The organism is Pseudomonas sp. FH4 (assembly GCF_000510915.2).
GTDB classification, from domain to species: domain Bacteria; phylum Pseudomonadota; class Gammaproteobacteria; order Pseudomonadales; family Pseudomonadaceae; genus Aquipseudomonas; species Aquipseudomonas brenneri.
The window spans coordinates 135,673-162,199 of sequence record NZ_AOHN01000026.1 but is presented as its reverse complement, the minus strand read 5'-3'; the positions used below and the strand labels follow the sequence as shown (position 1 = coordinate 162,199).

Genomic DNA, 26,527 nt, shown 5'->3' with positions numbered 1-26,527 from the left:
GAAAGGGGCTTGTGAGACTCTGAGGATCCTGGAAATCCAGCCATCGCAGAGCCGGGCAGGACAAAGGCGATGACAAGCCAGCCTGCTTGTGAAGAGGGCGCCGAAAGGCGCCCTTTGTCGTTTCTGGTGTTATGTCGGAGGCATCGATCAGTTCTGCTTCGACGTCCCCGTCTCCTTGAACAACTGCTCCGCCGTACCCGCTTGCGCCGCGCCGCTTGCGCGCAGCCCGGCCATGATGTCGCGGTCGAGCATGCTGATCCAGCGGTTGTAGTTGCGATGAATCTTGCCGTCCTTGTAGCCCAGTTCCTGGCTGTCACGATAGGTGATGGCGTAGCGGGTGCCGGTGTAGCGGATGTCGATCTCGGCGTAGTAGCGGTTGCGCACGTTGATCTGGGCCTGGATCAGGCGTGGGTCGGCGCGCTGGACGGTCCAGTTGCGCTTGTCCAGGGCGGTGAGGATGCTCTGTTTCATTTTCTCTTCGCTGACCTGCTCGTTGGCGGCGAGCGCGTGCTGGGTGTTGAGTACCGGCTTGCTGGTACAGCCGGCAGCGGTCAGCAGGGTCAGGGCGATGAGGGTGGCGCGTAGCAACGAAGACATTCCGTTCTCTCCAATCAAATAAAAGGCTTACTGCCAGCGGCGAAAGATCAGCGACGTGTTGACGCCGCCAAAGGCAAAGTTGTTGTTCATCACGTAGTTGTTGTGCATCTGGCGGAACTCGCCGCGCAGGTAATCCAGTTCGCCGCAGCGCGGGTCGACTTGATCGAGGTTGAAGGTCGGCACGTACTGGTCGTGGTTCATCATCTCGATGCTGAACCACGACTCCAACGCGCCGCAGGCACCCAGGGTGTGGCCCAGGAAGCTCTTCTGCGAACTGATGGGCATACGGCTGCCGAACAGGCTGCTGGTGGCCAGGGTTTCGGCAATGTCGCCTTGTTCGGTGGCGGTGCCGTGGCCGTTCACGTAACCGATGGCATCCGGCGTCAGGTTGGCATCTTCGAGGGCCAGCTCCATGGCCCGGCGCATGGTGACCTGCTCGGGACGGGTGGTGTGCTGGCCGTCGGCGTTGCTGCCAAAGCCGACGATCTCGGCATGGATATGCGCGCCACGGGCCAAGGCATGTTCCAGCTCCTCAAGCACCAGCATGCCGCCGCCTTCGCCGATCACCAGGCCGTCGCGGCCGCTGTCGTAGGGGCGTGGGCTGGTCTGCGGGGCGTCGTTTTTCAGGCTGGTGGCGTAGAGCGCATCAAACACCATGGCTTCGGTGGGGCACAGCTCTTCAGCGCCGCCGGCGAGCATCAGCGGCAGGCGGCCGAATTTGATTGCCTCATAGGCATAGCCGATGCCCTGGCTACCGCTGGTGCAGGCGCTGGACGTGGGGATCAGGCGTCCGGTGAGGCCAAAGAAAATGCTGATATTGGCCGCTGTGGTGTGCGGCATCATGCGCACATAGGAGTTGGCGTTCAGGCCCTCGGCCACCGAGTTGAGCAGCATATTGCCAAACGCCTTGATCTCATCGGTGCTGCCGGTGGATGAGCCGCAGGCCACACCCATGCGCCCGTCCTTGATCGACGCATCGCCCAGCAGGCCGGCGTCCTGCAACGCCTGCTCGGCGGCCCACACGGCCAGGCGCGAGACCCGGCCCATGCTGCGCAGTTGCTTGCGGGTCCAGTGGGCCGGCACCACAAAATCGTCAATCGGCCCGGCCAGCCGTGTGTTCAGTTCGCTGAAGCGATCCCACTCATCCATGCGCCGGATGCCGCTGCGCTGGGCGCGGAAGTTGGCGACGATGGTTTCCCAGTCGCAGCCCAGGGAGGTCATGCCGGCCATGCCGGTGACTACCACACGTTTCATCAGCACAGGCCCCCATTCACGGCCAGGACCTGGCGGGTGATGTAGCCGGCCTCGGCCGACATCAGGAAGTTCACCGCACTGGCGACCTCTTCTGGCGTACCCATGCGTTGCGCGGGGATCATCTTCAGCAGTTCTTCCACCGGCACGTTCTCATCAAGCATTGCCGTGTCGATCAGGCCGGGGGCCACGCAGTTGACAGTGATCTTGCGCTTGCCCAGCTCGATTGCCAGCGCCTTGGCCGCACCGATCAAGCCGGCCTTGGACGCGCTGTAGTTGACCTGGCCACGATTGCCGATCAGCCCCGAGACTGAAGTGATGCACACAATGCGCCCGGCCGCGCGGCGCCGGATCATCGGCATCATCACCGGGTGCAGTACGTTGTAGAACCCGTCGAGATTGGTGCGCATCACCACGTCCCAGTCATCCTCCGACAGGGCTGGAAACGCGCCATCACGGGTCAGCCCGGCGTTCAGCACTACACCGTAATAGGCGCCGTGGGCTTCAACGTCGGCTTCGAGGATCTGCTTGCAGGTGGCACGGTCTGCCACATCAAATTGCAGCACCCGCGCCTTGCGTCCCAGGGCCTGGATTTGGACCTGTACGGCATCCGCCTCGGCGCGGCCACTGCGGCAATGCAGCACGATGTCATGGCCGGCCTGGGCCAGGCGCAGGGCGATAGCGCGGCCGATACCCCGGCTGGAGCCGGTGACCAGTACGGATTCAGTCATGACGCGTGTCCTTCGATTCAGCTAAATAGTTGGCCGCCTGGGGCGGTCGAAATACGTTCAGGCGCGCGCTGGCCTGGATGCCGTCGCCGGTCAGGTGGCATTCGAACACACCCATGCCGTTGTCGTCTTCCAGTGAGCGCAGGCCGTGGATGGTCAACTCGGTGCCGGCGGGAAAGTGCTCGACGTTGCATTCGAACTTACGGGTGCCCAACAGGAACCCCAGCTCGACGGCTTCGCCGTTCTGCCGTGCCCGACAGCCGGCATAGGCGGCGACGCTTTGCGCCATCAGCTCGACGCCGACCCAGGCCGGCAAGCTACCGTCGGCACGGTTGAACAGGCCGCCGGGCTTGACGGTGAGGCGGGTGCGGATCTGCTCTTCATCGAACGCCAGCACCTGGTCGATCAGGATCATGTCCCCGGCGTGGGGCAGCAGTTCGGCGAGCGGCCAATTGATCATGGGGCGTCTCCGATAATCAGGCTGACGTTATTGCCGCCGAAGGCAAACGAGTTGCTCATCAGGCAGCGTGTTTGCAGGGTGTCGCCGACCTTGGCCCAATGCAGGGTAGGCAGCGCCGGGTCGGCTTGACCGTCCCAGACATGCGGCGGCACGGTACCTTCCATCAGGCTCAACCAGCAGAACGCCGCTTCCAGCGCACCCGCGGCGCCGAGGGTATGCCCGGTCAGCGGCTTGGTCGAGGAACAGGCCACGCCAGCGGGAAACAGCGCTGCCACGGCCAGGCTTTCCATCGCATCGTTATGCTGGGTCGCGGTGCCGTGCAGGTTCAGGTAACCGATCTGCGCGGATGTCAATTTGGCGCTGGCCAGGGCTTTGCTCATCGCCTGCAATGCGCCCTTGCCGCTGGGCTCAGGGGCGGAGATATGGTGGGCATCGCAGCTCGCGCCACTGCCCAGCAAAGCGATCGGCGCCGGGCTTTTGCTCATCAGGAACAGCACCGCCGCCTCGCCGATGTTGATGCCGTTGCGGTTCACCGAAAACGGGTTGCAACGCTGGGCGGATACCGCTTCCAGGGAGGTAAAACCGTTGAGGGTCAACTTGCACAGGCTGTCGACCCCACCACACAGCACCGCATCGCACAGGCCCAGGTCCAGCAGGCGCTGCGCGCTCATCAGGGCGCGGGCGCTGGACGTGCAGGCGGTGGAAATCACATAGGCCGGGCCGCTCAGTTGCAGCCAGTCGGCGAGGAAATTGGCCGGGGCGCCGAGCTCTTGTTGCCGATAGTCATAATCTGCGGGGAAGTGCCCTTCACGCAGGTAGTCGGCGATACCGCGACTGGCCTCATCGATGCCCGAGGTGCTGGTGCCCAGCACGATGCCGATGCGCGAGGCGCCAAAGGTCTGGATCGCCTGTTGGATCGGGCCTTCGATCTGCAAGGCGGCCTCCAGCAACAGCTGGTTGTTGCGACTGTTCTGTTGTGCCAGGTGCGGCGGCAGCGCTGCCAGCTCACCGGGCACGCTACCCACCGGCAATACCCGCTCGGGAACCCAGCCGCTCTCGCTGCGCATGCCGCTGCTATCGCCGGCAAACAGGTTGCGCCGCACTTCGTCCTGGCCGCGACCCAGGGCACAGATGATCCCGAGGGCGTTGAGGTAGGCCGTCATGGGGTGTTCCCAAGCGCGCTGACGCGATAGTTCAGATGCTGGCCAGGCATGCTCACGCTGAATGCCAAGGGCGCCTGGTAGATCACTTGCCAGTGTGGCTTGAGCACCCGCACGCCATCGTCTTCACGGGCTTGGGGGTAGTTGCCTGGCAGCTCGGCGGCGGGCGTCAAAGCAAACAGTAAGGCGGCAAACAACTCGCGGGCCTGGGGATTGGGTGGCAACAAACCATCCGCCTGCCAAGTCCCCTCCACCAGCTTTTGCCGGGCCTGGGGGATGCCCAGCGGATCCATCAGCGACCAGCGCAAGGCATCGCCTTCGCGCTGGATCACCAGCAACCAGTCCTGGCGCTGGCCATCCTGTTCGCGTTCTACATGCAATTGCAGCGGCAGGGCCAGGCTTGGGGTGTGCACAGGCAGCGGCGGCTGGCTGGCGCAGGCGGCCAGCAGCAACAGGCAGCCGATCAACAGCGCACGGATCATGCTGTCGGGCCTGTGAATGGCTTGCGTGCGACCACATTCACCAGGGTCTCTTCACGCTCGCCAAACGGCTTGGGTTGGCGCAGGCCCCAACGCTCCAACAGGCCGAAGTCCGCCGAGCGGCTCCACCACAGGTAGGGGTACGACACATTCTGCGGGCCAAACTCGAAGCCCTGGTCACGGATCATCTCCAGGTACTCTGCGGCACTTTTCTGCACGTGCATCGGGTGGCGGAACAGCCAGCGAATCACCCAGGTGTCGATATAGGCTTCGGTGGACTCGGCAAACAGCAGGTAGCCGCCGGGCTTGAGCACTCGGTAGAACTCGGTCAGCGCCCGTTGCTGCTCCACCAGGTGGTGGAAGGTCTGGTGGCAGAACAGGATGTCGACACTTTCATCGGCCACCTCAAGGGTTGCGCAATCACTGCCGATCAATTCGATATCAATGCCCTGGCGCGCGGCTTCGGCACGGCTCAGATCGAGGCTGTGGGGGTCGGCGTCAAGGCCGATCAAGCGTTCGGGGGCGAACACCTGCTGCAAGTAGCGGAACGATTTGCCCTGGCCGCAACCGGCATCCAGCAGCACCGGCGCCTCAGGCAACGGGTCGCTGAACAGGTTGCGCAGGTCGTTGATTGCCACGCGCAATACGTGATGCTGCCAGGTGTGGCTGCGCAGGAACCAGAAGCCGAACCTGGTTTCTTCGACGTAGTTTTTGCTCAAGTACTCTTTTTGCACAGACGAGCTGCTCATACGTTATCCCCTGCACAAATTTCCGAGAGCATCCGCAAACGGCGCTTGGGTTCGCTGACAAATGGGTTGCGCTCGTCCCAGGCATAACCGGCAAGGATCGAGCTGATCATGCGACGGATTTCCGGCGAGCTGCCTGGGTGGTAGATCACATCCTGGAACGTGCCGGCGTACCAGCCTTCGACGTAGCAGCGGAAGGTGTCGACCCCGCGTTTGAGTGGCTCGGCGAACTCGGTTTGCCAGTCGACGCTTTCACCCGTCAACTGGCGGTGCAAGAGGCCTGCGGCCATGCTGGCCGAGCGCATGGCGATGGTCACGCCAGAGGAGAACACCGGGTCGAGGAATTCGGCGGCGTTGCCCAGCAGCGCGAAGCCCGGACCATGCAGCGTCGTGACATTGGCCGAGTAACCGCCGATGGTCCGCGCCGGAGTATCCCAGAGCGCGTTGGCCAGGACGCGGGACAGGCTTGGCGTTTGCTCGATAAAGCCGCGCAGGCAGGCATCGAGGTCGGCGTCGTGACCGTCGAAATGCGCCTTGGCCGCCACCACACCTACCGAGCAGCGCCCGTTGCTGAACGGGATGGTCCAGAACCAGATATCGCGCTGGGTCGGGTGGGTGGTGATGAGGATTTTGCTGCGGTCGAAGCCTGGGTGCTCGATACGGTCTTCGACGTGGGTGAACACCGCCTGGCGCAACGGGAAGTTCGACGGTGCTTCGAGGTCCAGCAAGCGTGGCAGCACGCGGCCGTAACCGCTGGCGTCGAGGACAAAGCCGGCCTTGATGTGGTATTCGCGGCCATTTTCGCGGCGTACGTGCAGGTAGCGGTGGCCGGCGGCGAAATCCACGCCGACCAGGGTCTGGCCGTAACGGATCTCTACCCCTTGCAACGCGGCCTGATCGGCCAGCAACTTGTCGAAATCGGCGCGCTGGACCTGGAAGGTAGTGGGCTTGCCATCGCTGAACGTATCGCCGAAATCGAAGGCACTGTAGCGCTCGCCCCAGGCAAACGCGGCGCCGGTTTTCAGCTGGAAGCCGGCGGCGTTGACTGCGTCGAGCATGCCGGCTTCTTCGATAAAGTCGATGCAGTGGGACAGCAGGCTTTCGCCGATGGAAAAGCGCGGGAAGTACTGGCGCTCGATGATCAGCACATCATGCCCTTTACGCTTGAGCAACGCGGCCGCAATGGCGCCGGACGGGCCGGCACCGATCACCACGACCTGGCGATGTTCCATTTCAACTGTGGGCACTGTGGCTCCTTGCCGGGTTGGCGATCATCACATTCAACTCGATAAAATTAGTGGGCATCATTGCGCATGTTCCTGGCGGCCAGCCCACGGCGCCAGCATAAAGCTGAAGGCCAGGCCCAGGCTCACCGACAGGCCGAAGTTACTCACCGCCGGGGTGCTGGACACCGCCAGCAAACCAAAGGACAGCCAGGTGGTGACGGCTGCCAGCAACGTCCCCAGCAGGCTGACCGCGGCCCCGCCGATCTGTTCGCGCATGAGGATCGCATAGTCGACGCTGATCGCCGTTACCAGCAGCAGGCCGAACAGGCTGAACAGGGTCAGCGGCTGCCCCAGCCAACCGAGGCTGGCCAGGCTGCACAGGGCGGCCAGCAGCGGTAGCGCGACGATCCGCAGCGCGCCGCCCAGGCCAAAGGGCAAGAGCAGCAGCAAGACGATCAGTACACAGGACAATAATTTCAATTCGGCGGCGCTGACCTGGGTCGCGGCAAAGACCTGGTTCAGGTCGCCGAGGCGATCCACCAGTTGCACGCCAGGCAAGTCCTGGGCCTGGATGCGCAACAGCGCCGGGTTGTTCAAGCCTTGCAGGCTGACCATTGCCGCCACGCCGCCATCGACATTGCCCAGCCACAACAGGCGCCAGGGCTCGGCCAACGGGCCGGCCAGGGCCGCGTTGATATCTGCGGTGGGCAGCGTCTGCAACTGCGCCAGCTCCCCTTGCAGGGCGCTGGCCGGAATGCCGAGGTCCAGCAGCGGTTGCCACAGCGCCGGCAATTGCTTCAGGGCCTCGCGCAGTTGTTGCTGTTCGTCAGGCGTGCTGACCAGTTGATTGAGCGCCAGGTAACCCTGGAGCTTGTCCATATGCACCAGTTGATCCAGGCGTTGGCTCAGGGCCGCCTGGCGTTCCAGCAACTGCTGTTGATTATCCGCACGCACCAGGAAGAACTGGCTGGTGGGCTGGTAGCCGGTAATGCGTGCAATGGCCTGGGCTTCTTGCAGTAACTGCGGCGGCGCGCCGATCCACTGGCGAATATCGTTCTTGCTGTTCAACTGCCACAGGCCACCGGCACAAAACAGTAGGGCCAGCACCAGTAACGCCTGGCTCGGCAAGCGTTTGAGCAGCGATTCGCGCACCCCCAGCAGGAACTCGGCGACCCGCAGCGGCCACTGCGCCGGGCGCAGGTCCAGGCCGTTGAGCAGCGCCGGCAACAGGCACACCGCCGACAAATAGGCCCCGACCAGACCTGCGGCAGAGAATACGGCGATTTGGGTCAGTGCCGGGAATGGCGTCCAGGCCAGGGCCAGGTAGCCGATGCAACTGGTGGCCAGGCTCAGGCTCAGGCCCGGCAGGGTCAGGCGCAAGGCCGGCCAACTGCGCCAGGGTTGCAGGTTCCAGCTCTTGGACAGGTAGTGCAGCGGGTAGTCGACCGCCACGCCGATCAGGCTCGCCCCCAGCACCAGGGTCATCACATGCATATGGCCAAACAGCGCCACGCAGGCCACTGCACCAAACAGCATGCCCACTAGCACCGGGACAAACGCCAGCAACACGCGCCAACGACGGAACGCCAGTAACAGCAACAGCAGGATGCCGACGGTGGCACCGCCGCCGACCCAGGTCATCTCCCGGCTTGCCTGTTGTTGGCCATTGGCCGCGTACAGCAGGCCGCTGGCGGCCAGCAGTTGTACGTCGTGCTCGGCGGCCTGTGCGCGGCTGGTTTGCAGCAAGTCGGCGACTTGCAACGGCAGTTTCATATCAAAGGCATTGCCCTGGGTGCGCGCACGCAGCAGCACCCAGCTTTTGCCGTCGGCATCGGCGATCAACGCGCCGCTACCGATATCCAGTTGCACCGCGCCGTGTTGCGGCTGGCTGCTCTGGATGCGTCCGGTCAGGCCCAGCCAATCATCCTGGCTTGGCACCAGGCTGAAGCCGGTGAAGGGGTCGAACAGTGATTGCACACGCTGCTGGATAAACGCTTCGGGCTCGGCGATCAACTGTTCGCGGTCCTTGGCCGAGAGCATCGCCAGGCGCCCTTGCAACAGTTGCTCGCGCAGGGCGGGCAAGTCGGCCTGCAAGGTCCAGGTGACCTTTTCAAACAGGCCGCTGGCTTGCCACTGTTCGCCGAGTTGTTGGGCCATGCCCAGGGCTTGCTGGCGATCGGTATGCCCGACCAGCACCAGCATCTCGCGGTTCAGCGGCTCTTGCATGCGTTGCTCGGCCATAAGCTCCAGCGCATCCGGCGAGTTGCCTGGCACCAGTTCCATCAGGTTGGCCGACAGCGGCGCGCCATGGCGCCACTGCCAGCCGGCCAGGGCCAGCACGGCCACCAGCAGGATCAGGAACAGGCGCGGCAACCAGCGCTCACTGGGCAAAGTCGTGTTGCTCCGTGTCGCTCAAAGGTTGCGTGCTGGTGCTGTCCTGCATGCGCAACACCGTGCTGTCGCCCTGGGTTTCCAGCAATTGGATGGTGTGCACCAACTCGCCACCGTCGATATTGATCTGGGTGAACACCTGCTTGAGCAGCAGCGAGCGTGGGGTCAGCATGAGTTTCCAGGCCGTGGCCGTGCCTTGCAGCTGCAACTCGAAGTCGCGCTGCAAGCCACTGCTGTCACCTTGCAGCACCGCGAGGAACAAACGGTTCTGCTCGGCCCCGGCGCTTTTGTTGGGCAGTGGCTGCCAGCCGTTGGCATCGCGGCGGGCAATGCCCTGGGCGTTGATGCGATAGTCCTGTTGCAGCGGGGTTTTCAGCAGCCAGAGCAGGCCGTGGTCCCGGGCCAATACAAAGGTGCCCTTGCTGGTCAGCGGCTGGGGCAGGGCGCGCAGGTGTTTTTCCTGGATGAAGTTGCCGTGGATCACCGAGGGCTTGGCCAGTTGGTCGCTGAGCTGCTGCAAGTCAAAAGCATAAGCCCCAAAACTTAGCAACAACCCAGCCCCTGTAGGAGCGAGCTTGCTCGCGAAAAACCTGAGGACGCCGCGCAGTGTCAGGCGTCCCGCGTTATCGTTGGCGACCATCGCGGGCAAGCCCGCTCCTACAGGGGGCCGCATTTCAAAGCCCCTTCGACGGCCCTCTGTGGGAGCGAGCTTGCTCGCGAAAAACCTGAGGGCGCCGCGCAGTGTCAGGCGTCCCGCGTTATCGTTGGCGACCATCGCGGGCAAGCCCGCTCCTACAGGGGGCTGCATTTCAAAGCCCCTTCGACGGCCCTCTGTAGGAGCGAGCTTGCTCGCGAAAAACCTGAGGGCGCCGCGCAGTGTCAGGCGTCCCGCGTTATCGTTGGCGACCATCGCGGGCAAGCCCGCTCCTACAGGGGTCAGCATTTCAGGGCCCTTTCGACGGCGTCAGTGAATACTTTGGGCGAGGCCAACTGCATTTCGCGGCTGGCAATTTCGACGGCCACTTGCACGGTACTGGCGCGGGTCAGGCGTTCGCCGCTGGCAAGGTCGGTGATCAGGTAGTTGACCTTCAAGCGGCTCTCCCATTCCACCAGGCTGGCGCGCACGTTGAGAGTCTGGCCAAAGGTGGCGCCACGCACGTAGCGCAGTTGCATGTCGATCACCGGCCAGGCGTAGCCCGACTCAAGCATGGCCGTGTAGTTATGGCCGAGCTTGTCCAGCAGCGCGCAACGGGCGATTTCCAGGTATTTCACGTAATGGCCATGCCAGACCACGTTCATCGTGTCGATATCGAAGAACGGCACGAGAATCTGTGTGTCGCTGTGCAATACGCCGGGGCTACGCATGCAGCCTCCAGTGTTGCGCGGCGATACGTTGCAGGCACAGGCGCAGTTCGCCTTCCAGGGCGCGGTCTTCAATGACTGGCGGGAAGTCCTTGGCCAGCTCGATATGCATGGCCGCCAGGGCCGGCGGCAACGGACGTGCATCGGCGACCTGGGCGCGCAGCCACACGCCCTGGTTGGCGGCGAGCAAGGTAGCGGCGGCGACCTGTTCGGTCAGCTCCAGCACGCGGATCGCATCGCGGGCGGCAATGGTGCCCATGCTCACTTTGTCCTGGTTGTGGCACTCGGTGGAGCGCGAGAACACGCTGGCCGGCATGGTGTTTTTCAACGCTTCGGCGGTCCAGGCGCTGGTGCCGATCTGCACGGCCTTGAAGCCGTGGTTGATCATCGCGCGATCCGCCGGGGCGCCCGACAGGTTGCTCGGCAAACCATGGTTGTAGCGCTCGTCCACCAGCAGTGCCAGTTGCCGGTCGAGCAGGTCGGCGACGTTGGCCACCAGGTTTTTCAGGCTGTCCATGGCAAAGGCGATATGCCCGCCGTAGAAATGCCCACCGTGCAGCACGCGCTCGGCCTCGGCGTCGATGATCGGGTTGTCGTTGGCGCTGTTGAGTTCGATCTCGATAAACGAACGCAGCCAGCTCAAGCTGTCGGCCAGCACGCCAAGGACGTGGGGCGCGCAGCGCAGCGAGTAGCGGTCCTGCAGGCGGTGCAGCGGCGCGGTCGGGGCGTCGATGGCCAGGTCCTTGCGCAACCAGGCCGCGACCTGCATCTGGCCGGGGTGTGGCTTGGCGGCGAACAGGCGCTCGTCAAAGTGCTCCGGGTTGCCTTGCAACGCCACCACATTCAACGCGGTAATGCGTGTGGCCAGTTGCAGCAGGTAGTCGGCGCGGGCGAAGGCCAGGCAGGCGAGGCCGGTCATCACTGCGGTGCCGTTCATCAGTGCCAGAGCTTCCTTGGGCCGCAGCACCAACGGGGTCCAGCCCAGTTCGCGATGCACATCGCCAGCTTGGCGGCGCTCGCCGCGAAACAGCACTTCGCGCTCGCCGGACAAGGTCGCAGCCACATACGACAGCGGCGTCAGATCGCCGCTGGCACCCACTGAGCCCTCTTCGGGGATCAACGGCAAGATGTCATGTTCAAGGAACGCATGCAGGCGCTCCAGCAGTTCAACCCGCACCCCGGACACGCCATGGCACAGCGACTGCAAGCGCGCCGCCAGCACCGCACGGGTGGCCTGGGCGTCGAGCAACTTGCCCAGGCCGCAGCCGTGGAAGGTGTACAGATGACGCGGCAAAGCCTCGACATGCTGCAACGGTACCGCCACCACACACGAGTCGCCGTAGCCGGTGGTCACGCCGTAGATCACGCCTTCCTTGTCCAGCAGCGAATCGAGGAACTGCGCGCCCTTGGCGATGCGCTGGCGGTAACCGGCATCGTCTTGCAGGCGGGTAGGCGCCTGACGGTTGGCCAGGGCCAGCACGTCTTCGATGCGCAAAGGGAGTTCGCCGAAGGTTACCGGCTCAAGCAGATGCGTCGTCATCGGTCTTCCAGAAAGGGTAAAAGTTGAACCATTGTTGGGGCGCTTGCAGGCAGAACTGGCCCAGGCGCTCGGCATAGCGGGCGGTCCAGTGGGCGATCACGTGCTGGCGGTCGCTGCGTTTCCATTCGATCAATTGCGCAAAGGGCTCGATGATCAGGCGATAGCGGCCCTGGTGCTTGAGGCACATCAGCAGGTTGACCGGGCATTTGAGCAGGCCTGCCAGCAGCCACGGGCCCTGGGGGAATGCCGCGTCATGGCCGAGGAAGTCCACGCGCACCGTGCGTCCACCGTGCAATGGTACGCGGTCACCGGCAATCGCCAGCCATTCGCCGTCGTCCAGGCGCTGGCTGAGCAGCAGCATCACTGCCGGGTCCAGCTCGCTGACCTGGATCAGTCGCAAGTTGTTCGCCCCGGCTTCACCCAGCAGGCGGTTGAACTGTTCGGCATGCTTGGTGTGCACCAGCACGTTCATGGTGACTTTCTCGCCAAGCTCCGCGAGGGCGCGGCACACTTCCAGGTTGCCCAGGTGCGCACCTACCAGCATCTGCCCGCGCTCGCCGCGCAGTTGCCCGCGCAGCTGCGCCGGGTCGATGATTTCGATCTGTTCCAGGCGCAGCTTGCCGTTCCATACGTCGAGCTTGTCCAGCAAGGCGTCGGCGAAGGCCATGAACTGGCTAAAGACCCTTGTGTGGCTGGGGCGCAGGTCGTCGCGCCCGCTCCAGTCGGCCAGGCGCTGCTGGTATTGCCAGATGCTCTGGCGGGCGGCACGGCCAAACACGAAAAAGTACAGGACGATGCCATACAGCAGCGGGCTCAACACGCGGCGGCCGAGGACCCTGGCGGCGAACGCGGTGAATTTCATCAGCCGGAAACTGCCGCGCTCCTGGCGGTCGGCCCAATGCCGGGGGGCGTCGCTCATGCCTGCCACCGTCGCCAGAGGATCATCGGCGCGCGCACCAACATGCCGAAGAACAACCGGGTGTGCATCGAGGAAATCAGCGCGTTGTCGTGGACCATCCGAAAGTGCGACAGGCCATCGGCCGGGTAATGCACCTTGGTCGGCAGCCAGCGCATCGGCTGGTTGCGCCACGACAGGCGCACCACGATGTCGGAGTCGAAATCCATGCGCTTGCCGATCCGCGCCGAGTCCATCAGCGTCAGTACCGGTGGCAGTGGGTAGATACGAAACCCGCACATCGAATCACGGATCTGCAACGACAGGCTGTTGATCCACACCCAGACGTGGGTCAGGTAACGGGCGTAGAGGCGGCCCTTGGGCACGCTGTCGTCGTATTCGGGGTAGCCGCAGATCAATGCGTCGGGGTGCGCGCGCGAGGCGTCGAGAAACAGTGCGACTTCGCGCAGGTCGTGCTGGCCGTCGGCGTCCACTTGCAGGGCGTGGGTGAAGCCCAGGCGCGCGGCTTCGCGAAAGCCCGCCATCACCGCTGCGCCCTTGCCCTGGTTGGTGGGCAGGGTCAGCAGCGATACGTTATCCAGGCTCGCCAGTTGCGCCAGCACCGCGGCGCAGGCCGGGCTGCTGCCATCGTCTACCAGCAGGCAGGGCAGGCCGTGGTCCAGCAAGTTGCGGACCACGGCGGGCACGGCGGCTTCGTGGTTGTAGACCGGGATCAGGGCGCAGGGGTTATGCATGGTGGTGGACGCCTGATGGACCGAGTCGACTGCATCGCAGGCAAGCCAGCTCCCACACTGGATTTGTGTTTGGCATGAAACCAATGTGGGAGCGGGCTTGCCCGCGATTGAGCGCGCAGCGCTCACCCAACCTATGCATGAAAATTCTCCAGCAAAATTCGCCCGCTGGAACATGCCGCACTGTCATTGCGATAAGCGAAGTACAACTTGCCGCGCTCACGATCAAAGCGCAGGTGCAGTTCGATCACATCGCCGGGGCGTACCAGTTGCTGGAACTTGAGTACTTCCATGCCGGCAAAGGTCGGCGGTAGGTCGAGCAGTTGCTGGCCCAGATTGAACGCCCATTCCACCTGCACCACTCCCGGCAGCACCGGTGTGTGCGGGAAGTGTCCGCTGAAATAGGCCAGGTCCGGCGGGATGCTCAGCTGCAGAGTCCATTCGCCGTCGTTCTCGGTTTGCGCCAGGACTTCCGGGGCCTTGGGCCTAGGCGCCAACAGCAGTGCCTCGACTTGCGCCTGGGGCAGCTTGCCTTGGGTATTGAGCGGCAACTGGCGCAACAGGCGCCAGCGGCGGGGCAGGGCCAGGGCTTCGCAGTGTTGGCCCAGGTGTTGGCGCAGGGTCTGGGTGACGGTGCGCCGGCCCTGGTTACGCAAGGCGTGCAGGCCGTCGCCACTGAGGACCACCAGGGCGCCCAGCGAGGCGCGGTTTTCCTGGACCACGCCCAGGCGTGCCTCGGCGACCCAGGCGTGCTCCGCCAGGGCTTGTTCGAGCATCGGCAGGGAGATGCGTTTTTCTTCCAGCTTGACGATCCGGTCCAGCCGTCCCAGCAGCTCAAAGCGCCCGTCGGCGTGGATCAGGGCGGCGTCGGCGGTCTGCTCCACATGCCCGGCCGGTAGGTACGGCGAGGCAATGCGCAACGCACCGTCGGCGTCCTGGCTCAGTTGCACTCCGGCAAACGGCTGCCACGGCGTTTGGCCCTGGCGCCAGGCAATGCCGCCGGTTTCCGAACTGCCGAGGATCTCGGTCGGCCACTGTTGCAGGCGTTGCTGCAGGCTCTGGGCAGCGTCTGCGGGCAGTGCGCCACCGGAGGAAAACACCCGCTTGACCTGGCTCAGTGCCGGCCAGTCGAGGTTGTCGCCCATGCGCTTGAGCAGCGCCGGGCTGGCGACCCAGGCAAAGTGCGGCTGCTCGCGGCTGGCGCGTTGCAAGTCTTCCGGGAACGGCAGTTGCTGGCGCACAAAGGTACGGCCGGCGCACAACGGCCACAGCACGCGAAACAGCAAACCGTAGATGTGTTGGGTGGCGACGCTGCCGATGATGCACGCCCGGCCGAGGTCGGCGCCCCACAGGGTTTCCAGGGCCTGGACCTCATTGGCCAGTTGGCGCAGGGTTTTGTCGATGCGCTTGGGGGCGCCGCTGGAGCCGGAGGTGCACAGGCTCAATTGGCACACCTCCAGGTCGAGGGCTGCGGCGCTGAGCGGCGTTTGGTAGAGCGCCTCAAGGTCGTCGGCTTCACTCAGCCAGGCGTCCACCTCGTTGGCCCAGCGTTGGCGGGTCTGGGGTTGCAGGTCGGCAGGCAGCAATACGCTGACCCCGGCACGCCAGGCACCTAGCAAGGCCACAGCCAGCAGGCCGGCATCGGTCAGATGGACGGCCAGGCGCTGGATGCCACGGGTTTGCAGCCCGGCCGCCAGGCTCAGGGCCCGCTCACACAGCTGTGCGTGACTCATCGAAGGCTCGGTGGTGACCGAACGCAGTTGCACAGGCTCAAGCAACAGGTGCTCAAGATTGACCCAATTCATACGCGGCCTCGAACCCTTTGTCGTACCAGCCATTCCACGGCAAACAACAGGCCCATCAAGCCATAGGCGATCAGACCGTTGTACAACATCCACCAGCTCAGCGGTGCCCACAGGGTGAGCGCGGCGGCGAGCAGGCCGTTACACAAGAAAAATACACTCCACACCACGGTGACCTTGCGTGTGTACGCAATGGCTTTCTCGGGCAATTGCGGGTCGCTCAGGCGTGCCAGGCGCTCGACCATCGGCGGGCCGTATTTCAGGCTCAGGCCAAACAGCGCCAACATGAAGACGCTGACCAGGCTGGGGTACCAGCGCAGCATCTGCGGGTTGTCGAACCAGGCCAGCAGCAGGCAAAACACGACCGCTACAAAGGCCATCCAGCCGCTGCCGGGGCGTCGTGCACCGGTCAGTGCGCGCAGCAGCCACAGGCTGGCCAGCAGCAGGCCGAATTGCCACGGGGCGAAATGCTCCGTGCCGTAATACACCGCAAAAGGATACAGCAGCCCTACCAGCAACAGGCCAAGGCCGATCAGCCGGCTCATGCGGCCGGTTGGACCAGACGGTAGACCGCCTCGACCACGTCGTTGACCGTACGCACAGCCTTGAACTCTTCGGCGGCGATTTTCTTGCCGGTCTGGCGCTTGATGTGGTCGATCAGGTCCACCGCGTCGATGCTGTCGATTTCCAGGTCCTGGTACAGGTTGGCGTCGAGGGTGACCCGTGCCGGGTCCAGTTCAAATAATTCCACCAAGGCATCGCGCAGGGTGTTGAAGATATCGTCACGAGTTTGCATGGTTAAGTCTCAAGCTGCCTGTCTGGCCGTGACGAACGCCGCGAGGCTGGCCACGTTGATGAAGTGATTGCGGGTGTCCTTGGCGTCGGCATCGATCTTGATGCCGTACTTTTTCTGGATCGCCAGGCCCAATTCCAGGGCATCTACCGAATCCAGGCCCAGGCCTTCGCCGAACAGGGTTTGCTCGCTGCCAATGTCGCAGGCGTCGATGTCTTCAAGGCCCAGGGCCTCGATGATCAGGGTTTTAATTTCGTGCTCAAGGCTGTTGGGATTGCTCATCTTCGGCGAGCTCCTTAATGAAATAGTGATGCAGGTAATCGTTGAGCTTGCGTGAGGCCTGGGGTGCGGGCCCTTGTGAGGCAAACACCTGTGGGTCTATATCGGCACCCACCTGCAAACTGAAGTGAAAGCGGCGGTGGGGGATGCGATACCAGGGCTCGGCCTTGGTCAGCGTGGTCGGGCTGACCTTGAGCACCACGGGGGTGATGATTGTCGCACCCCGCAGGGCGATGGCGGCGGCCCCGCGATGAAAGGCCGGCGCTGCGCCTGGCACGGTGCGGGTGCCTTCGGGGAAGATAATCAGGGTCTGGCCGCCCCGCAGGGCGCCCGCTGCGGCATCGAGCATGTCGATGCTGCCGTCATTGCTGATATAGCCGGCATCGCTCACCGGGCCACGGGTGAAGGGGTTCTGCCAGAGGCTTTGCTTGACCACGCAATTGGCCTGGCGCACCAGGCCGATCAGCACCACGACGTCAATCAGCGACGGGTGGTTGGCGATGATCATCTGCCCGGGACGCCCGAGTTTCTCAGCGCCTTCGACGCTGTAGGTCAGGATGCCGGCGCGCTGCATCATGTTGATAAAGAACCAGAACAACCGCCCGATGGTCAGGCGCGCCCGCCGTTGGTGCTGCTGTGCGTCCCCCGGCAGGCAACTGAGCAGCGGAAACACCAGAAGGCGCAGGCACAGGCCGCCCAGGCCAAACAGCGTGAAGCTGGCCGCCGTGGCAAACAGGCGCCAGTAGTAGGCGTCCCGGGGTTTGTCGGTCAGTGTTTGCGTTGCCAGTTCCATACTCGGTTCTTCCAGGCATGTTGGCAGGCGCCTTGCTCGGTGAGCAGGGTGCGCAGCAGGTTCAGGGCGTGAGGCCACTGGGTGTTGGTCGGTTGGACAGTCGCGGTGTGCAGCGCCAGTTGCCATTCGTCGCCTGGGGTCAGCAACAGGCCCAGGGCGTAAGGGAACGGCACGTCGTTGATCCAACTGGCATAGGCTTGGGGTGGCTGTTCTTCGGTGATCACCAGCAGCACGGCCGGTGCGCCTTCGTTGAGTAGGGCTGCGGCTTCCAGCATACCGTGCTCCAGGCCATCGCCTGCTGCGGCCAGGGCGGTCATTTCACTGGTTTCATTGCGCAGGATCGACCACAGGCCAATCACCGCGTTGTGTACCGACAGGCTGAACTGGGTGGGCGACAGGGGCTGGTCATTGGCCAGGTCGCTGAGGATATCCAGGGTGCGCGGGGTTTCGCCATGGCGTGAAACAAACACCAGTGGCAGGTCCTGCAGGCCTTCGGCCAATGGCCAGCCGACACTGAAGGCCATCCGGGCCAGGCGGCTCAGGCGCCGGCGTTGCATGGCGGGCAGAAACGACACATCGGGAGCAGCATCGCTTTGGGCCAGCAACGTCGGGGCCTGGTACCAGTCGCGCCAGGCATCCACGCTGTCGAGCCCAGGGGCCCAGGCGCGCCATTGGGCGATGTTGAAGTTGATCACTGAGAAAATATCCCGCCCCTGCGGGCTTCCTTGTGCTGCAAATTGCCCATGAAACCGGGGCATGGCGCGATGGCCGAGTGGCGCGCATTATCCCGGTGCGGTGGGGTTCTAGCAAACTTTGGTAAAGAATTGTTCACGGGATATTACAAATTTTCTGAAAAGAATCACTGATTGTCCGTTATGGCGGTGGGGGCGAATATCAGAAGGCTCCTACTTTGTAGGGCTGCTACAGGTTTGTGAGGTGAGATCTAGCCGTCGATGTTGTAGTACAGGAGTGAACAAGGTAGCTAACCGGCGCTTTTGCCCTCTACACTCGATCATTCATTGATACACGGAGGTTTTTCCATGCGGCGCGTGGTGTTCAATCAAAAAGGTGGTGTTGGCAAATCCAGCATCGCCTGTAATCTGGCGGCAGTCAGCGCCAGTGAAGGCTATCGAACCCTGTTGGTGGACCTCGATGCGCAGGCCAATTCGACCCAGTACCTGACGGGACTGACGGGCGACGATATCCCCATGGGCATTGCCGATTTCTTCAAGCAGACCCTGTCTTCCGGGCCGTTTTCGAAGAAAAACCAGGTCGATATCTACGAAACCCCCTTCGACAACCTGCACGTCATCACCGCCACCGCAGAACTGGCAGACCTGCAGCCCAAGCTTGAGGCCAAGCACAAGATCAACAAGCTGCGAAAGCTGCTCGATGAGCTGGCCGAGGATTACGACCGAATTTACCTGGATACGCCGCCGGCCTTGAACTTCTATGCGGTTTCCGCGCTGATTGCAGCTGATCGCGTATTGATCCCGTTCGATTGCGACAGCTTCTCGCGCCAGGCGCTGTACGGCCTGCTGGCGGAAATCGAAGAACTCAAGGACGACCACAACGAAGGCCTGGAAGTGGAAGGCATCGTGGTCAATCAGTTCCAGGCCCGGGCGAGCCTGCCACAGCAAATGCTCGATGAGTTGATTGCCGAAGGCCTGCCGGTGCTGCCGGTGTACCTGGCCAGCTCGGTGCGCATGCGTGAGTCCCACCAGGAAAGCAAACCGCTGATCCACCTCGACCCGCGACACAAACTCACCCGACAGTTCGTGGAACTGCATAACCTGCTGGAAAACACCTGATCCATGTAGGCGCCGGCTTGCCGGCGAAAAACGTCAACAATAACGCGGGGCATCTGGTGCCCCGTATTGTTCTCGGGTTCTTCGCCGGCAAGCCGGCTCCTACAGTGAGGGGGTCATACTCCCTGGCTGCGCAACCAGCTCATCAACTGTGGTAACGCCAATGCCCCGCTCTGGCGCGCCACTTCCCGGCCGTTCTTGAACAGGATCAGGCTGGGAATCGAGCGAATCCCCAACTGCGCCGAAAGCTGCTGGTTGGCTTCGCTATCGAGCTTGGCCAGGCGGCACTTGCCCGCCAACTGCCCAGCCGCCTGTTCAAACACCGGCGCAAACGACTTGCACGGCCCGCACCACTCGGCCCACACATCCACCAGCAGCGGCAAATCGCCCTTGATCTGGCTGGAGTAGTCGCCCTGTTTCAGGTCAAACGGTTTGTTCAGCAGCACCGGCTGCTTGCAGCGCCCGCACTTGGGCGCATCACCCAGGCGTTCGTGGGGGATGCGGTTGAGGCCGTTGCAATGAGGGCAGGGGATTACCAGGGGATCGGACATGGTGGGCTCTGTGGTTGATGTGGCCAATGATTGTTATTTGGAGCCGTTGCGAAGACTTATCAAGCAACAGTGCCCTCAAGAGGAGCAACTGATCTCCAAATGCTTGCCCCAATCGGGCGGCCGCTGCGCGTATTGCTCCATTCCCGCCTGTTCTTCAAATGGCTTGCTCAACACCTCATGCAACCTTCGCACTTCATGGTAGTCGCCTGACTCGGCGGCGGTGATGGCGTTTTGTGCAAGGTAGTTGCGCAGGATGTACAGCGGGTTCACTGCGTGCATCCGCTCGCGGCGTTCTGCCTGGGGGCTGTTGCCATCGCGCTCGACACGGGCTTTGTATAGGTCTGCCCAGGTATCGAACCCATTGAGGTCAACAAAGTCATCGCGCAACTGCGCCACGGCCAGTGCGGCGGACTCATCCCCCAGGCGGCGGAAGAACAAGGTGTAGTCCACGCCGCTGTCCTGCATCAATTGCAGCAATCGCTCCACCAGTTTCTGGTCGTCGTCTTCGGCGCTGGTCAAGCCCAGGCGGCGGCGCATCAGGTCCAGGTAGTGGGCCTGGTAGAGCGGCAGGTACAGGCCGAGGGTTTCGCGCAGGGCGTCAACGCTGATATACGGCGTCAGCGCCTGGGCCAGGGCGCTGAGGTTCCATTGGCCAATCGGTACCTGGTTGCTGAAGGAGTAACGCCCTTCGTGATCGGAGTGGTTGCAGATGAAATGGGCGTCGAAGTCATCGAGGAAGGCAAATGGACCGAAGTCGAAGGTAATGCCCAGGATCGACATGTTGTCGGTATTCATCACCCCATGGCAAAAGCCATAGGCCTGCCATTTGGCGATCAGTTCGGCGTTGCGCTCGACGATCTCGCGGAACATCGCCAGGTAGGGTTCGGGTTGTTCCTGGCACTCGGGGAAGTGCAGGCTCAGGACGTGCTCGGCCAGTTGCTGGTGCAACTCGGTTTTCTGGGTGTAGTAGAAGTATTCGAAGTGCCCAAAGCGGATATGGCTCGGTGCCAGGCGCAGGACCATCGCGGCGCGCTCCTGTTTTTCGCGCCACACCGGGGTGTCGGAGCCGATCACGCACAGGGCGCGGCTGCTGGGAATGCCCAGGGCATGCAAGGCTTCGCAGGCGAGAAACTCGCGGATCGAGGAGCGCAACACCGCACGGCCATCGCCCATGCGTGAGTAGGGCGTTTGCCCGGCGCCCTTGAGGTGCAAGTCCCAGTGTTCGCCAGCGGCGTTATACACCTCGCCCAGCAGCAAGCCCCGGCCATCACCCAGTTGCGGGTTGTATGAGCCGAACTGATGCCCTGAATAGACCATCGCCCGCGGTTCGGCTTCGGCCCACAGCTTATGGCCGCTGAACAGTTCGGCGAATACCGGTGTTTGGGCGATAGCCGGGTCGAGATCAAGCAGGGCCATGGCCGCATTGCTCGCCACCACCAGGCGCGGGGCGTCGATGGGTTCGGGTAGGACGTGGGTTGAGAAACCATCGCCCAGGCGGGCGAAGCGGTTGTCGAAGGTCAGTTCGTCGAGGGCTTTCACTGGCCGTCTCCAGCAGAATGTCCGAGCATTCTGCTGGGGATAGCGCGGTTAGTCGAGTTTGGTGGGCGGTGGTGGTTGTGGCGAACCGTCATTCGCCGGTTTGCTCAGGGGCTCGATTTCCACCAGCTTGTATTCCTGGCCGTGCAGGTTCTTCAGGTAGACCTCCATCTGGCGGAACGAAATGTTGATGCTCTGCTTCTTGAACTCACGGTTGATGAAGCGGTTGACCTCATCGATCACCGGGTTCCGGTCGCCCAGGTCGCGTACGTGCATGCGCAATTCGTGGTCCAGGGTACTTTCGCCGAAGTTGAGGAAGTACACGTGGGGTTCCGGATCTTTCAGTACCCGTGGGTTATCCCTGGCGGCCTTGAGCAGCAATTCCTTCACCAGGTCCAGGTCGGAGCCGTAGTCCACGCCCAGCTTGAGGGTGACTCGGGTGATGGTGTCGGTGAGCGACCAGTTGATCAGTTGCCCGGTGATGAAGGTTTTGTTCGGGACAATGATGTCCTTGCGGTCGAAGTCGGTGATGGTGGTGGCGCGGATACGGATCTTGCTCACCGTGCCCGACAGGTTGCCGATGGTGATGGTGTCGCCAATCCGTACCGGGCGCTCGAACAGGATCATGATGCCGGAGATGAAGTTGGCGAAGATCTCCTGCATGCCGAAACCCAGGCCCACCGACAGTGCCGCCACCAGCCATTGCAGCTTGTCCCAACTCACCCCGAGGGTCGACAGGGTGGACACGAAACCCACGCCGGCAATTACATACGACAGCAAGGTGGTGGTGGCGTAGGCGCTGCCCTGGGCCAGGTCGAGTTTGGACAGCACCAGCACTTCCAGAAGCCCCGGCAGGTTGCGCGCCAGGGCGAAGGTGATGCCGATGATGATCAGTGCGCCGAGCATGTCGCCGATGCTGATGGGCACCATGCTGATATTGGCGCCGGTGCCGCTGGTGTATTCGTAGAGGGTGACGTTGTCCAGGTAGGAGAACACCGAGATCAGGTCCGACCAGACCCAGTACAGCGCGGCGATAAAGCCGCCGAGCAGGGCCAGGCGAATCAGGCGCATGGACTGTTCGTTGACCTGCTCGATGTCCAGGGTCGGCTCTTCGACCACCACTTCGCCATCGCCGGCTTCCTTGGCAGCCTGGCGCTTGGCCAGGGCCCGGGAGTAGGCCAGGCGCCGCGCGGCAACGCTCAGGCCACGGACGAAGGTGGCTTCGATCACCAGCCAGAACATCAACAGGTACAGGGTGTTGATCAGGCGATCACTGAGCTTGAGGGCGGTGTAGTAGTAGCCAAAGCACACGGCGATAAACAGGGCGATAGGCAGCGCGGTAAACAGTACGCCCACCAGTTTGCGAAACAGCGAGGCTTTCTCATGGGTCGGGCTGTTGAGCAACAGGCGGCTGAGCAGCCAGGCCATCAGCCCATAACAGGTCAGGACTACGGCGATACCCAGCACATCGTCCGCCAGGGCGGCAGGTTGATGTTCGGCGATCGACACCACGGCCACCAGCGCCAGGACCACCAGCCCCAGCTTACGGATCCAGCCCTGGAGGAATTCGACCTGGGGTTTTTCCCAGCGGAAATGCAGCTCGGCCACACCGCCCGGCGCCAGGATCCGATAGGCGGTGTAGAACACCAGCCATGCCTGGGCGATCTGCACCAGGGCCATGCCCAGGTTGGCGTTCTGCCCACGGGCGTCGATTTGCAGGGCGTAGCCGCACAGCGCCAGGCCGAGGCTCACCGGCAGAGCCAGGAAGATGTTGACCAGAATTGCGATGGGAGTGTGCCACTGGCTGTCACGTTTGAAGTGACCGATATCCATGTGGATCTTTTTCAGGCGCTCGTACAGGTTGCTGCGCCGCCACAACAGTGCGCCGATCAACAGCAGCAGGGGTAAAAACAGCAGCGGGCGTTGGGTCAGGCCGTCATACAACTCGCTGAGGCTGGAAGCCCAGGGCAGGGTGTCGACCTGCTTTTCCAGGCGGTTGGGTACGGTTTCCAGCCATTCGATGTCCAGCGGTTTGTTGCTGGGGATCCAGAACATCTGTTCGTCGAGGGTCGCGCGCAAGCTGGACGCGGTACTCAGCAGTTGCTTCTGGTTCAACTGCAGGGTGATGGATTCATTGAGCAGCGCACTCAGTTCCCGGCTCAGGCGCTCCAGCAGGTCGCTGCGGGTCACGGCCAGTTCCATCAGGGTGCGGCGCAATTGCGGGGTGACCTGATCCTCTGGCTGATTGGCCAGCAGGTTTTCGACGTAAGTGCTCGGCGAGCTGATCAGTTCGCGCTGCTGGTTGACCTCGAACTGGTACAGGCGAATGTTGGCAATATCGTCGGCCAGGTCGCGGTCGACCTTCAGGCGCGGCAATGCCTGCTTCTGCTTGTAGAGGATCTTCGACAGCAACAGGCTGCCCTTGAGCACGTTGATCTGCTCGTCCAGGGCCGAGTCACTTTGGGTCACGTTGTCCAGCAACTGCTTGGTCTGCAGGTTCTGCTGGGTCAGCTCATTGAGCCGGTCGGTGCTCTTGAGCAGGTAGTCAGAGAGTTTCAGGTTGGCTGCACTTTCCGTCGCCAGCAGGCTGCTGCCGCCGGCCTTCTGCGCTTCGATGGACTGCTGGGTCACGGTCTCCTGGGACTGGGCCAGGCGCTTCTGGTTGATCAGCGTCTGCAGGTCCTGGATTTCCTGTTCCATGCGCGCGGTTTTTTCCACCACCAGGTCATGCTGGCTGTTGCCCAGGTCCTGCAGTTGGCTGTTGCCTGCCAGCTCCTGGCGGCGCAACGGGATCAAGGCATTGAGCGCCGCCAGTTCGGCGTTCAGCAGGTTGCGCTGGTCGCTAGTGAGGGGTTTGCCATTGTCCTTGCCGGCCTTGAGGGTGGCGTTGATCTGCTGGATGCGCGTCTGGCTGTTGCTGATCTCGGTCTGGGCGCGCTCGGGCCGGGTTTGGGCGGCGATGCTCAAGCTGTTGGCGTCGGCCAGCTCCTTTTGCAGATCACCTTGCTGGGTGCTGCGCTGCACCAGCAGTTGTTCAAGTTGCGGGATTGGCAGGCTGGCATAGCGCTGCGCGACCGGGACGACCTTGCTGGCCTTGAGCCGGGTCAGTTCGCGGGCGTTTTCCGTGGTCTGGCGCGGGGCGTCTTCCAACTGGCGCTTGAGATCGGCCAGGCGTTGCTCGTAATCCTGCTTGTTGCCGAGGAATGTCAGGGTCTGCTGCAGTACGTTTTGCAGCGCCTTCATGTCGGCGTCAGGCAATTTTCGGTCAGGCAGTTTGTCCAGGGTCTGCTGGACACTCTCGGTGCTCGGCGGGTCGGCGGCATACACAGGGCTGACGCAGAGGCTCAGGCCGAGCAGGGCAGTGGCTAAAAAAGTGCGCAGGATTGTCATAGAGACCGGTCGAACAAGATGAAGAGTAGGGGGCGTCCTGGCATCCAATGGCACGCCGTCGCCCCGCAGTTTAGAGGAAGAGTCCGGGGCCCGGGCGACTTCCTTCGGGGAATCTGACGCCGACTTTGCCGATCTTGTTCCCCTCCATCACCGCGACGGTCCAAATGGTGTTGTTCCACTCCACCTGGTCGCCAACAATCGGCGCACCGCCGACTTTGTGGGTGATGAACTGGCCCAGCGGCATGTCCGGGTCGATACCGTCGAGCTTGAGCCCGTAGAGTGCCGATACCGCGCCCAACTGGGCGTCGCCTTCCAGCACGAAATCACCGAAGAAGCGCAGGTCCAGGCCCCGTTGTGGTGCCTGGCTGAACAGTTTGCCGAGGGCGGCGAGGTTGTGTTCATGGCCGATGACACAGAGCAGATCACCGACTTCCAGCACTGTACTACCCGACGGGTGGAGCAGTTGCTGGCCACGAAATAACGCAGCGATCCGCGTGCCTTCGGGCATTTTCAGCTCGCGCAGGGCGGCGCCGATGCACCATTTTTCGGCACCCAGGCGATAGACGAACAGCTCCCACTCGCTGGTGACGTGCACTTCCAGGGCCGCCCGGGAAATCGGTGCGGGCTCGGGCGGTACCGTCACTTTCAGCAACTTGGCGACCCAAGGCAGGCTGGTGCCCTGGACCAGCAACGACACCAGCACGATAAAGAACGCCAGGTTGAAATACAGTTGGGCGTGGGGCAGGCCGGCCATCAGCGGGAACACCGCAAGAATGATCGGCACCGCGCCGCGCAGGCCGACCCAGGCGATAAACACTTTTTCGCGGCCATGGAACGCCTTGAACGGCAGCAGGCCAACCGCCACTGACAGCGGCCGGGCAAACAGGATCATCCACAGCGCCAGGCCCAGGGCCGGCAGGGCGATCGGCAGCAGGTCATGAGGCGTGACCAGCAGGCCCAGCACCAGGAACATGCCGATCTGCGCCAGCCAGGCCATGCCGTCGAGCATATGCAGGATCCCGTGGCGGCTGCGTACCGGGCGGTTACCGATCACCAGGCCGCACAGGTACACGGCCAGGAAGCCGCTGCCGTGCAAGGCGTTGGTCAGGGCAAAGACGAACAGGCCGCCGGCGATCACCAGGATCGGATACAGGCCGTTGGCCAGGTTGATGCGGTTGACCAATTGCAGCATCAGCCAGCCGCCACCCAGGCCGATAATGCCGCCGATGCCGAATTCGCGGATCAGGTGGGTCAACAGGCTCCAGTGCAGGCCGGTCTGGCCGCTGGCGAGCATGTCGATCAGGGTCACGGTGAGGAACACCGCCATGGGGTCGTTGCTGCCGGATTCGATTTCCAGGCTGGCGCTGACCCGTTCGTTCAGGCCCTTGCCGCCCAGCAGCGAGAACACGGCGGCGGCGTCGGTGGAGCCGACGATGGCGCCGATCAGCAGGCCTTGGATCATATTGAGGTCGAACAGCCAGGCCGCCGCCATGCCAGTGAGGCCGGTGGTAATCAACACCCCCACGGTCGCCAGCGACAGGGCTGGCCACAGTGCCACGCGAAAACTCGCGACCCGCGTGCGCAAGCCGCCATCGAGCAGGATCACTGCCAATGCCAGGTTGCCCACCAGGTACGCGGTCGGGTAGTTATCGAAAATAATCCCGCCGCCATCGACGCCGGCGAGCATGCCCACGGCCAGGATGATCACCAGGATCGGAATCCCCAGGCGGGACGAAAGAGAACTCACCAGAATGCTCGCACTTACCAGCAACGCGCCGATCAAGAACAGGCTGTTGATGGTTGTTGCATTCAAAGGCAGTACTCCGGAAAGAAAGGCGAGGCGCAGACTGACCATGCAGTCTGCGTGCCAGCGATTCTAACCTGTTGAATTGCTGCGCTGTCAAAAGCTTTCAGGTTGTGCCTATAAAATGGCGGGCAGTTCCAGTACTCGTCGCAGGCCTGCGGCTATTTATCAAATCAATATGTGT

Annotated in this window: 25 protein-coding genes and 2 pseudogenes; 1 reads left to right on the top strand and 26 read right to left on the bottom strand. The window is 62.9% G+C overall.

Annotation, left to right across the window (positions count from 1 at the left end; genetic code table 11):
• Window positions 1-147 precede the first annotated feature (147 nt).
• The 22 genes and pseudogenes from H097_RS20865 to H097_RS20770 all read right to left on the bottom strand — a co-directional run bounded on the left by H097_RS20865 (window position 148) and on the right by H097_RS20770 (window position 17,949).
• Complete coding sequence (locus tag H097_RS20865) at window positions 148-597, bottom strand: hypothetical protein (RefSeq protein WP_032862188.1); 450 nt, start codon at window positions 595-597, stop codon at window positions 148-150.
• 27 nt (window positions 598-624) lie between these two features.
• On the bottom strand, window positions 625-1,851 hold the full coding sequence (locus tag H097_RS20860) for a beta-ketoacyl-ACP synthase (RefSeq protein ID WP_032862186.1): 1,227 nt from the start codon (window positions 1,849-1,851) through the stop codon (window positions 625-627).
• On the bottom strand, window positions 1,851-2,579 hold the full coding sequence (gene fabG, locus H097_RS20855) for a 3-oxoacyl-ACP reductase FabG (RefSeq protein ID WP_032862184.1): 729 nt from the start codon (window positions 2,577-2,579) through the stop codon (window positions 1,851-1,853). The genes H097_RS20860 and fabG overlap by 1 nt, the downstream gene beginning before the upstream one ends.
• On the bottom strand, window positions 2,572-3,036 hold the full coding sequence (locus H097_RS20850; protein ID WP_032862182.1) for a hotdog family protein: 465 nt from the start codon (window positions 3,034-3,036) through the stop codon (window positions 2,572-2,574). The genes fabG and H097_RS20850 overlap by 8 nt, the downstream gene beginning before the upstream one ends.
• Complete coding sequence (locus H097_RS20845; RefSeq protein ID WP_032862180.1) at window positions 3,033-4,199, bottom strand: beta-ketoacyl-[acyl-carrier-protein] synthase family protein; 1,167 nt, start codon at window positions 4,197-4,199, stop codon at window positions 3,033-3,035. The genes H097_RS20850 and H097_RS20845 overlap by 4 nt, the downstream gene beginning before the upstream one ends.
• Window positions 4,196-4,678: a hypothetical protein gene (locus tag H097_RS20840; protein ID WP_032862178.1), complete on the bottom strand. Its 483-nt coding sequence runs from the start codon at window positions 4,676-4,678 to the stop codon at window positions 4,196-4,198. The genes H097_RS20845 and H097_RS20840 overlap by 4 nt, the downstream gene beginning before the upstream one ends.
• Window positions 4,675-5,409 (bottom strand): class I SAM-dependent methyltransferase, encoded by a 735-nt coding sequence (locus H097_RS20835; protein WP_156356820.1) that lies wholly within the window; start codon window positions 5,407-5,409, stop codon window positions 4,675-4,677. Before H097_RS20835 ends, H097_RS20840 begins: the two co-directional genes overlap by 4 nt.
• 11 nt (window positions 5,410-5,420) lie before the next feature.
• Window positions 5,421-6,668 carry an NAD(P)/FAD-dependent oxidoreductase gene (locus H097_RS20830; protein ID WP_082445649.1) on the bottom strand — a complete coding sequence of 416 codons (1,248 nt, stop codon included), beginning with the start codon at window positions 6,666-6,668 and terminating at the stop codon, window positions 5,421-5,423.
• Between the two features lie 57 nt (window positions 6,669-6,725).
• Window positions 6,726-9,038: an MMPL family transporter gene (locus H097_RS20825; RefSeq protein ID WP_032862170.1), complete on the bottom strand. Its 2,313-nt coding sequence runs from the start codon at window positions 9,036-9,038 to the stop codon at window positions 6,726-6,728.
• Window positions 9,028-9,711, bottom strand: a complete 684-nt coding sequence (locus H097_RS20820; RefSeq protein WP_082445648.1) for an outer membrane lipoprotein carrier protein LolA — start codon at window positions 9,709-9,711, stop codon at window positions 9,028-9,030. Before H097_RS20820 ends, H097_RS20825 begins: the two co-directional genes overlap by 11 nt.
• A 24-nt stretch (window positions 9,712-9,735) precedes the next feature.
• Window positions 9,736-9,846, bottom strand: a pseudogene (locus tag H097_RS28885) (outer membrane lipoprotein carrier protein LolA); the annotation flags it as partial.
• 24 nt (window positions 9,847-9,870) lie between these two features.
• Window positions 9,871-9,981, bottom strand: a pseudogene (locus H097_RS28880) (outer membrane lipoprotein carrier protein LolA); the annotation flags it as partial.
• Complete coding sequence (locus H097_RS20815) at window positions 9,975-10,403, bottom strand: acyl-CoA thioesterase (RefSeq protein ID WP_032862167.1); 429 nt, start codon at window positions 10,401-10,403, stop codon at window positions 9,975-9,977. The gene H097_RS20815 and the pseudogene H097_RS28880, both read right to left, overlap by 7 nt.
• The gene (locus tag H097_RS20810; protein WP_032862165.1) at window positions 10,396-11,940 is read right to left on the bottom strand and encodes an aromatic amino acid ammonia-lyase; all 1,545 of its coding nucleotides are present in this window, start codon (window positions 11,938-11,940) and stop codon (window positions 10,396-10,398) included. Before H097_RS20810 ends, H097_RS20815 begins: the two co-directional genes overlap by 8 nt.
• A complete protein-coding gene (locus tag H097_RS20805; RefSeq protein WP_032862163.1) occupies window positions 11,921-12,859 on the bottom strand; it encodes a glycosyl transferase in 939 nt (312 codons plus the stop codon). The genes H097_RS20810 and H097_RS20805 overlap by 20 nt, the downstream gene beginning before the upstream one ends.
• Window positions 12,856-13,590 carry a glycosyltransferase family 2 protein gene (locus H097_RS20800; RefSeq protein WP_032862161.1) on the bottom strand — a complete coding sequence of 245 codons (735 nt, stop codon included), beginning with the start codon at window positions 13,588-13,590 and terminating at the stop codon, window positions 12,856-12,858. Before H097_RS20800 ends, H097_RS20805 begins: the two co-directional genes overlap by 4 nt.
• A 131-nt stretch (window positions 13,591-13,721) precedes the next feature.
• Window positions 13,722-15,392, bottom strand: a complete 1,671-nt coding sequence (locus H097_RS20795; protein WP_032862158.1) for an acyl-CoA synthetase family protein — start codon at window positions 15,390-15,392, stop codon at window positions 13,722-13,724.
• On the bottom strand, window positions 15,389-15,934 hold the full coding sequence (locus tag H097_RS20790; protein ID WP_032862156.1) for a membrane protein: 546 nt from the start codon (window positions 15,932-15,934) through the stop codon (window positions 15,389-15,391). The genes H097_RS20795 and H097_RS20790 overlap by 4 nt, the downstream gene beginning before the upstream one ends.
• Window positions 15,931-16,185 carry an acyl carrier protein gene (locus tag H097_RS20785; protein ID WP_032862153.1) on the bottom strand — a complete coding sequence of 85 codons (255 nt, stop codon included), beginning with the start codon at window positions 16,183-16,185 and terminating at the stop codon, window positions 15,931-15,933. Before H097_RS20785 ends, H097_RS20790 begins: the two co-directional genes overlap by 4 nt.
• Before the next feature lie 9 nt (window positions 16,186-16,194).
• On the bottom strand, window positions 16,195-16,464 hold the full coding sequence (locus H097_RS20780) for a phosphopantetheine-binding protein (RefSeq protein WP_032862152.1): 270 nt from the start codon (window positions 16,462-16,464) through the stop codon (window positions 16,195-16,197).
• Entirely contained in the window at window positions 16,442-17,254 is an 813-nt protein-coding gene (locus H097_RS20775; RefSeq protein ID WP_032862150.1) for a lysophospholipid acyltransferase family protein, read from the bottom strand. Before H097_RS20775 ends, H097_RS20780 begins: the two co-directional genes overlap by 23 nt.
• Window positions 17,230-17,949: a beta-ketoacyl synthase chain length factor gene (locus H097_RS20770; RefSeq protein WP_032862148.1), complete on the bottom strand. Its 720-nt coding sequence runs from the start codon at window positions 17,947-17,949 to the stop codon at window positions 17,230-17,232. Before H097_RS20770 ends, H097_RS20775 begins: the two co-directional genes overlap by 25 nt.
• A 345-nt stretch (window positions 17,950-18,294) precedes the next feature.
• Here H097_RS20770 and H097_RS20765 point away from each other — a divergent pair, with 345 nt between their 5' ends.
• Complete coding sequence (locus tag H097_RS20765) at window positions 18,295-19,065, top strand: ParA family protein (protein ID WP_029296134.1); 771 nt, start codon at window positions 18,295-18,297, stop codon at window positions 19,063-19,065.
• Window positions 19,066-19,178: 113 nt separating this feature from the next.
• Here H097_RS20765 and trxC read toward each other — a convergent pair whose 3' ends face one another.
• The 4 genes from trxC to H097_RS20745 form a co-directional block, all read right to left on the bottom strand.
• Window positions 19,179-19,613, bottom strand: coding sequence for a thioredoxin TrxC (gene trxC, locus H097_RS20760; RefSeq protein WP_032862147.1), 435 nt, complete (start codon window positions 19,611-19,613; stop codon window positions 19,179-19,181).
• A 75-nt stretch (window positions 19,614-19,688) separates the two neighbouring features.
• A complete protein-coding gene (gene selO, locus H097_RS20755; protein WP_032862146.1) occupies window positions 19,689-21,152 on the bottom strand; it encodes a protein adenylyltransferase SelO in 1,464 nt (487 codons plus the stop codon).
• A gap of 48 nt (window positions 21,153-21,200) precedes the next feature.
• Window positions 21,201-24,539 carry a mechanosensitive channel MscK gene (gene mscK, locus H097_RS20750; RefSeq protein WP_032862143.1) on the bottom strand — a complete coding sequence of 1,113 codons (3,339 nt, stop codon included), beginning with the start codon at window positions 24,537-24,539 and terminating at the stop codon, window positions 21,201-21,203.
• A 70-nt stretch (window positions 24,540-24,609) separates the two neighbouring features.
• On the bottom strand, window positions 24,610-26,352 hold the full coding sequence (locus tag H097_RS20745) for a potassium/proton antiporter (RefSeq protein WP_032862142.1): 1,743 nt from the start codon (window positions 26,350-26,352) through the stop codon (window positions 24,610-24,612).
• Window positions 26,353-26,527 lie beyond the last annotated feature (175 nt).

What these genes read in the sequence shown, in the direction of transcription:
- H097_RS20865 (WP_032862188.1), bottom strand. Translation starts at nt 597, where the DNA reads ATGTCTTCGTTGCTACGCGCCACCCTCATCGCCCTGACCCTGCTGACC.
- H097_RS20860 (WP_032862186.1), bottom strand. Translation starts at nt 1,851, where the DNA reads ATGAAACGTGTGGTAGTCACCGGCATGGCCGGCATGACCTCCCTGGGC.
- fabG (WP_032862184.1), bottom strand. Translation starts at nt 2,579, where the DNA reads ATGACTGAATCCGTACTGGTCACCGGCTCCAGCCGGGGTATCGGCCGC.
- H097_RS20850 (WP_032862182.1), bottom strand. Translation starts at nt 3,036, where the DNA reads ATGATCAATTGGCCGCTCGCCGAACTGCTGCCCCACGCCGGGGACATG.
- H097_RS20845 (WP_032862180.1), bottom strand. Translation starts at nt 4,199, where the DNA reads ATGACGGCCTACCTCAACGCCCTCGGGATCATCTGTGCCCTGGGTCGC.
- H097_RS20840 (WP_032862178.1), bottom strand. Translation starts at nt 4,678, where the DNA reads ATGATCCGTGCGCTGTTGATCGGCTGCCTGTTGCTGCTGGCCGCCTGC.
- H097_RS20820 (WP_082445648.1), bottom strand. Translation starts at nt 9,711, where the DNA reads ATGCGGCCCCCTGTAGGAGCGGGCTTGCCCGCGATGGTCGCCAACGAT.
- H097_RS20815 (WP_032862167.1), bottom strand. Translation starts at nt 10,403, where the DNA reads ATGCGTAGCCCCGGCGTATTGCACAGCGACACACAGATTCTCGTGCCG.
- H097_RS20810 (WP_032862165.1), bottom strand. Translation starts at nt 11,940, where the DNA reads ATGACGACGCATCTGCTTGAGCCGGTAACCTTCGGCGAACTCCCTTTG.
- H097_RS20805 (WP_032862163.1), bottom strand. Translation starts at nt 12,859, where the DNA reads ATGAGCGACGCCCCCCGGCATTGGGCCGACCGCCAGGAGCGCGGCAGT.
- H097_RS20800 (WP_032862161.1), bottom strand. Translation starts at nt 13,590, where the DNA reads ATGCATAACCCCTGCGCCCTGATCCCGGTCTACAACCACGAAGCCGCC.
- H097_RS20795 (WP_032862158.1), bottom strand. Translation starts at nt 15,392, where the DNA reads ATGAATTGGGTCAATCTTGAGCACCTGTTGCTTGAGCCTGTGCAACTG.
- H097_RS20790 (WP_032862156.1), bottom strand. Translation starts at nt 15,934, where the DNA reads ATGAGCCGGCTGATCGGCCTTGGCCTGTTGCTGGTAGGGCTGCTGTAT.
- H097_RS20785 (WP_032862153.1), bottom strand. Translation starts at nt 16,185, where the DNA reads ATGCAAACTCGTGACGATATCTTCAACACCCTGCGCGATGCCTTGGTG.
- H097_RS20780 (WP_032862152.1), bottom strand. Translation starts at nt 16,464, where the DNA reads ATGAGCAATCCCAACAGCCTTGAGCACGAAATTAAAACCCTGATCATC.
- H097_RS20775 (WP_032862150.1), bottom strand. Translation starts at nt 17,254, where the DNA reads ATGGAACTGGCAACGCAAACACTGACCGACAAACCCCGGGACGCCTAC.
- H097_RS20765 (WP_029296134.1), top strand. Translation starts at nt 18,295, where the DNA reads ATGCGGCGCGTGGTGTTCAATCAAAAAGGTGGTGTTGGCAAATCCAGC.
- trxC (WP_032862147.1), bottom strand. Translation starts at nt 19,613, where the DNA reads ATGTCCGATCCCCTGGTAATCCCCTGCCCTCATTGCAACGGCCTCAAC.
- mscK (WP_032862143.1), bottom strand. Translation starts at nt 24,539, where the DNA reads ATGACAATCCTGCGCACTTTTTTAGCCACTGCCCTGCTCGGCCTGAGC.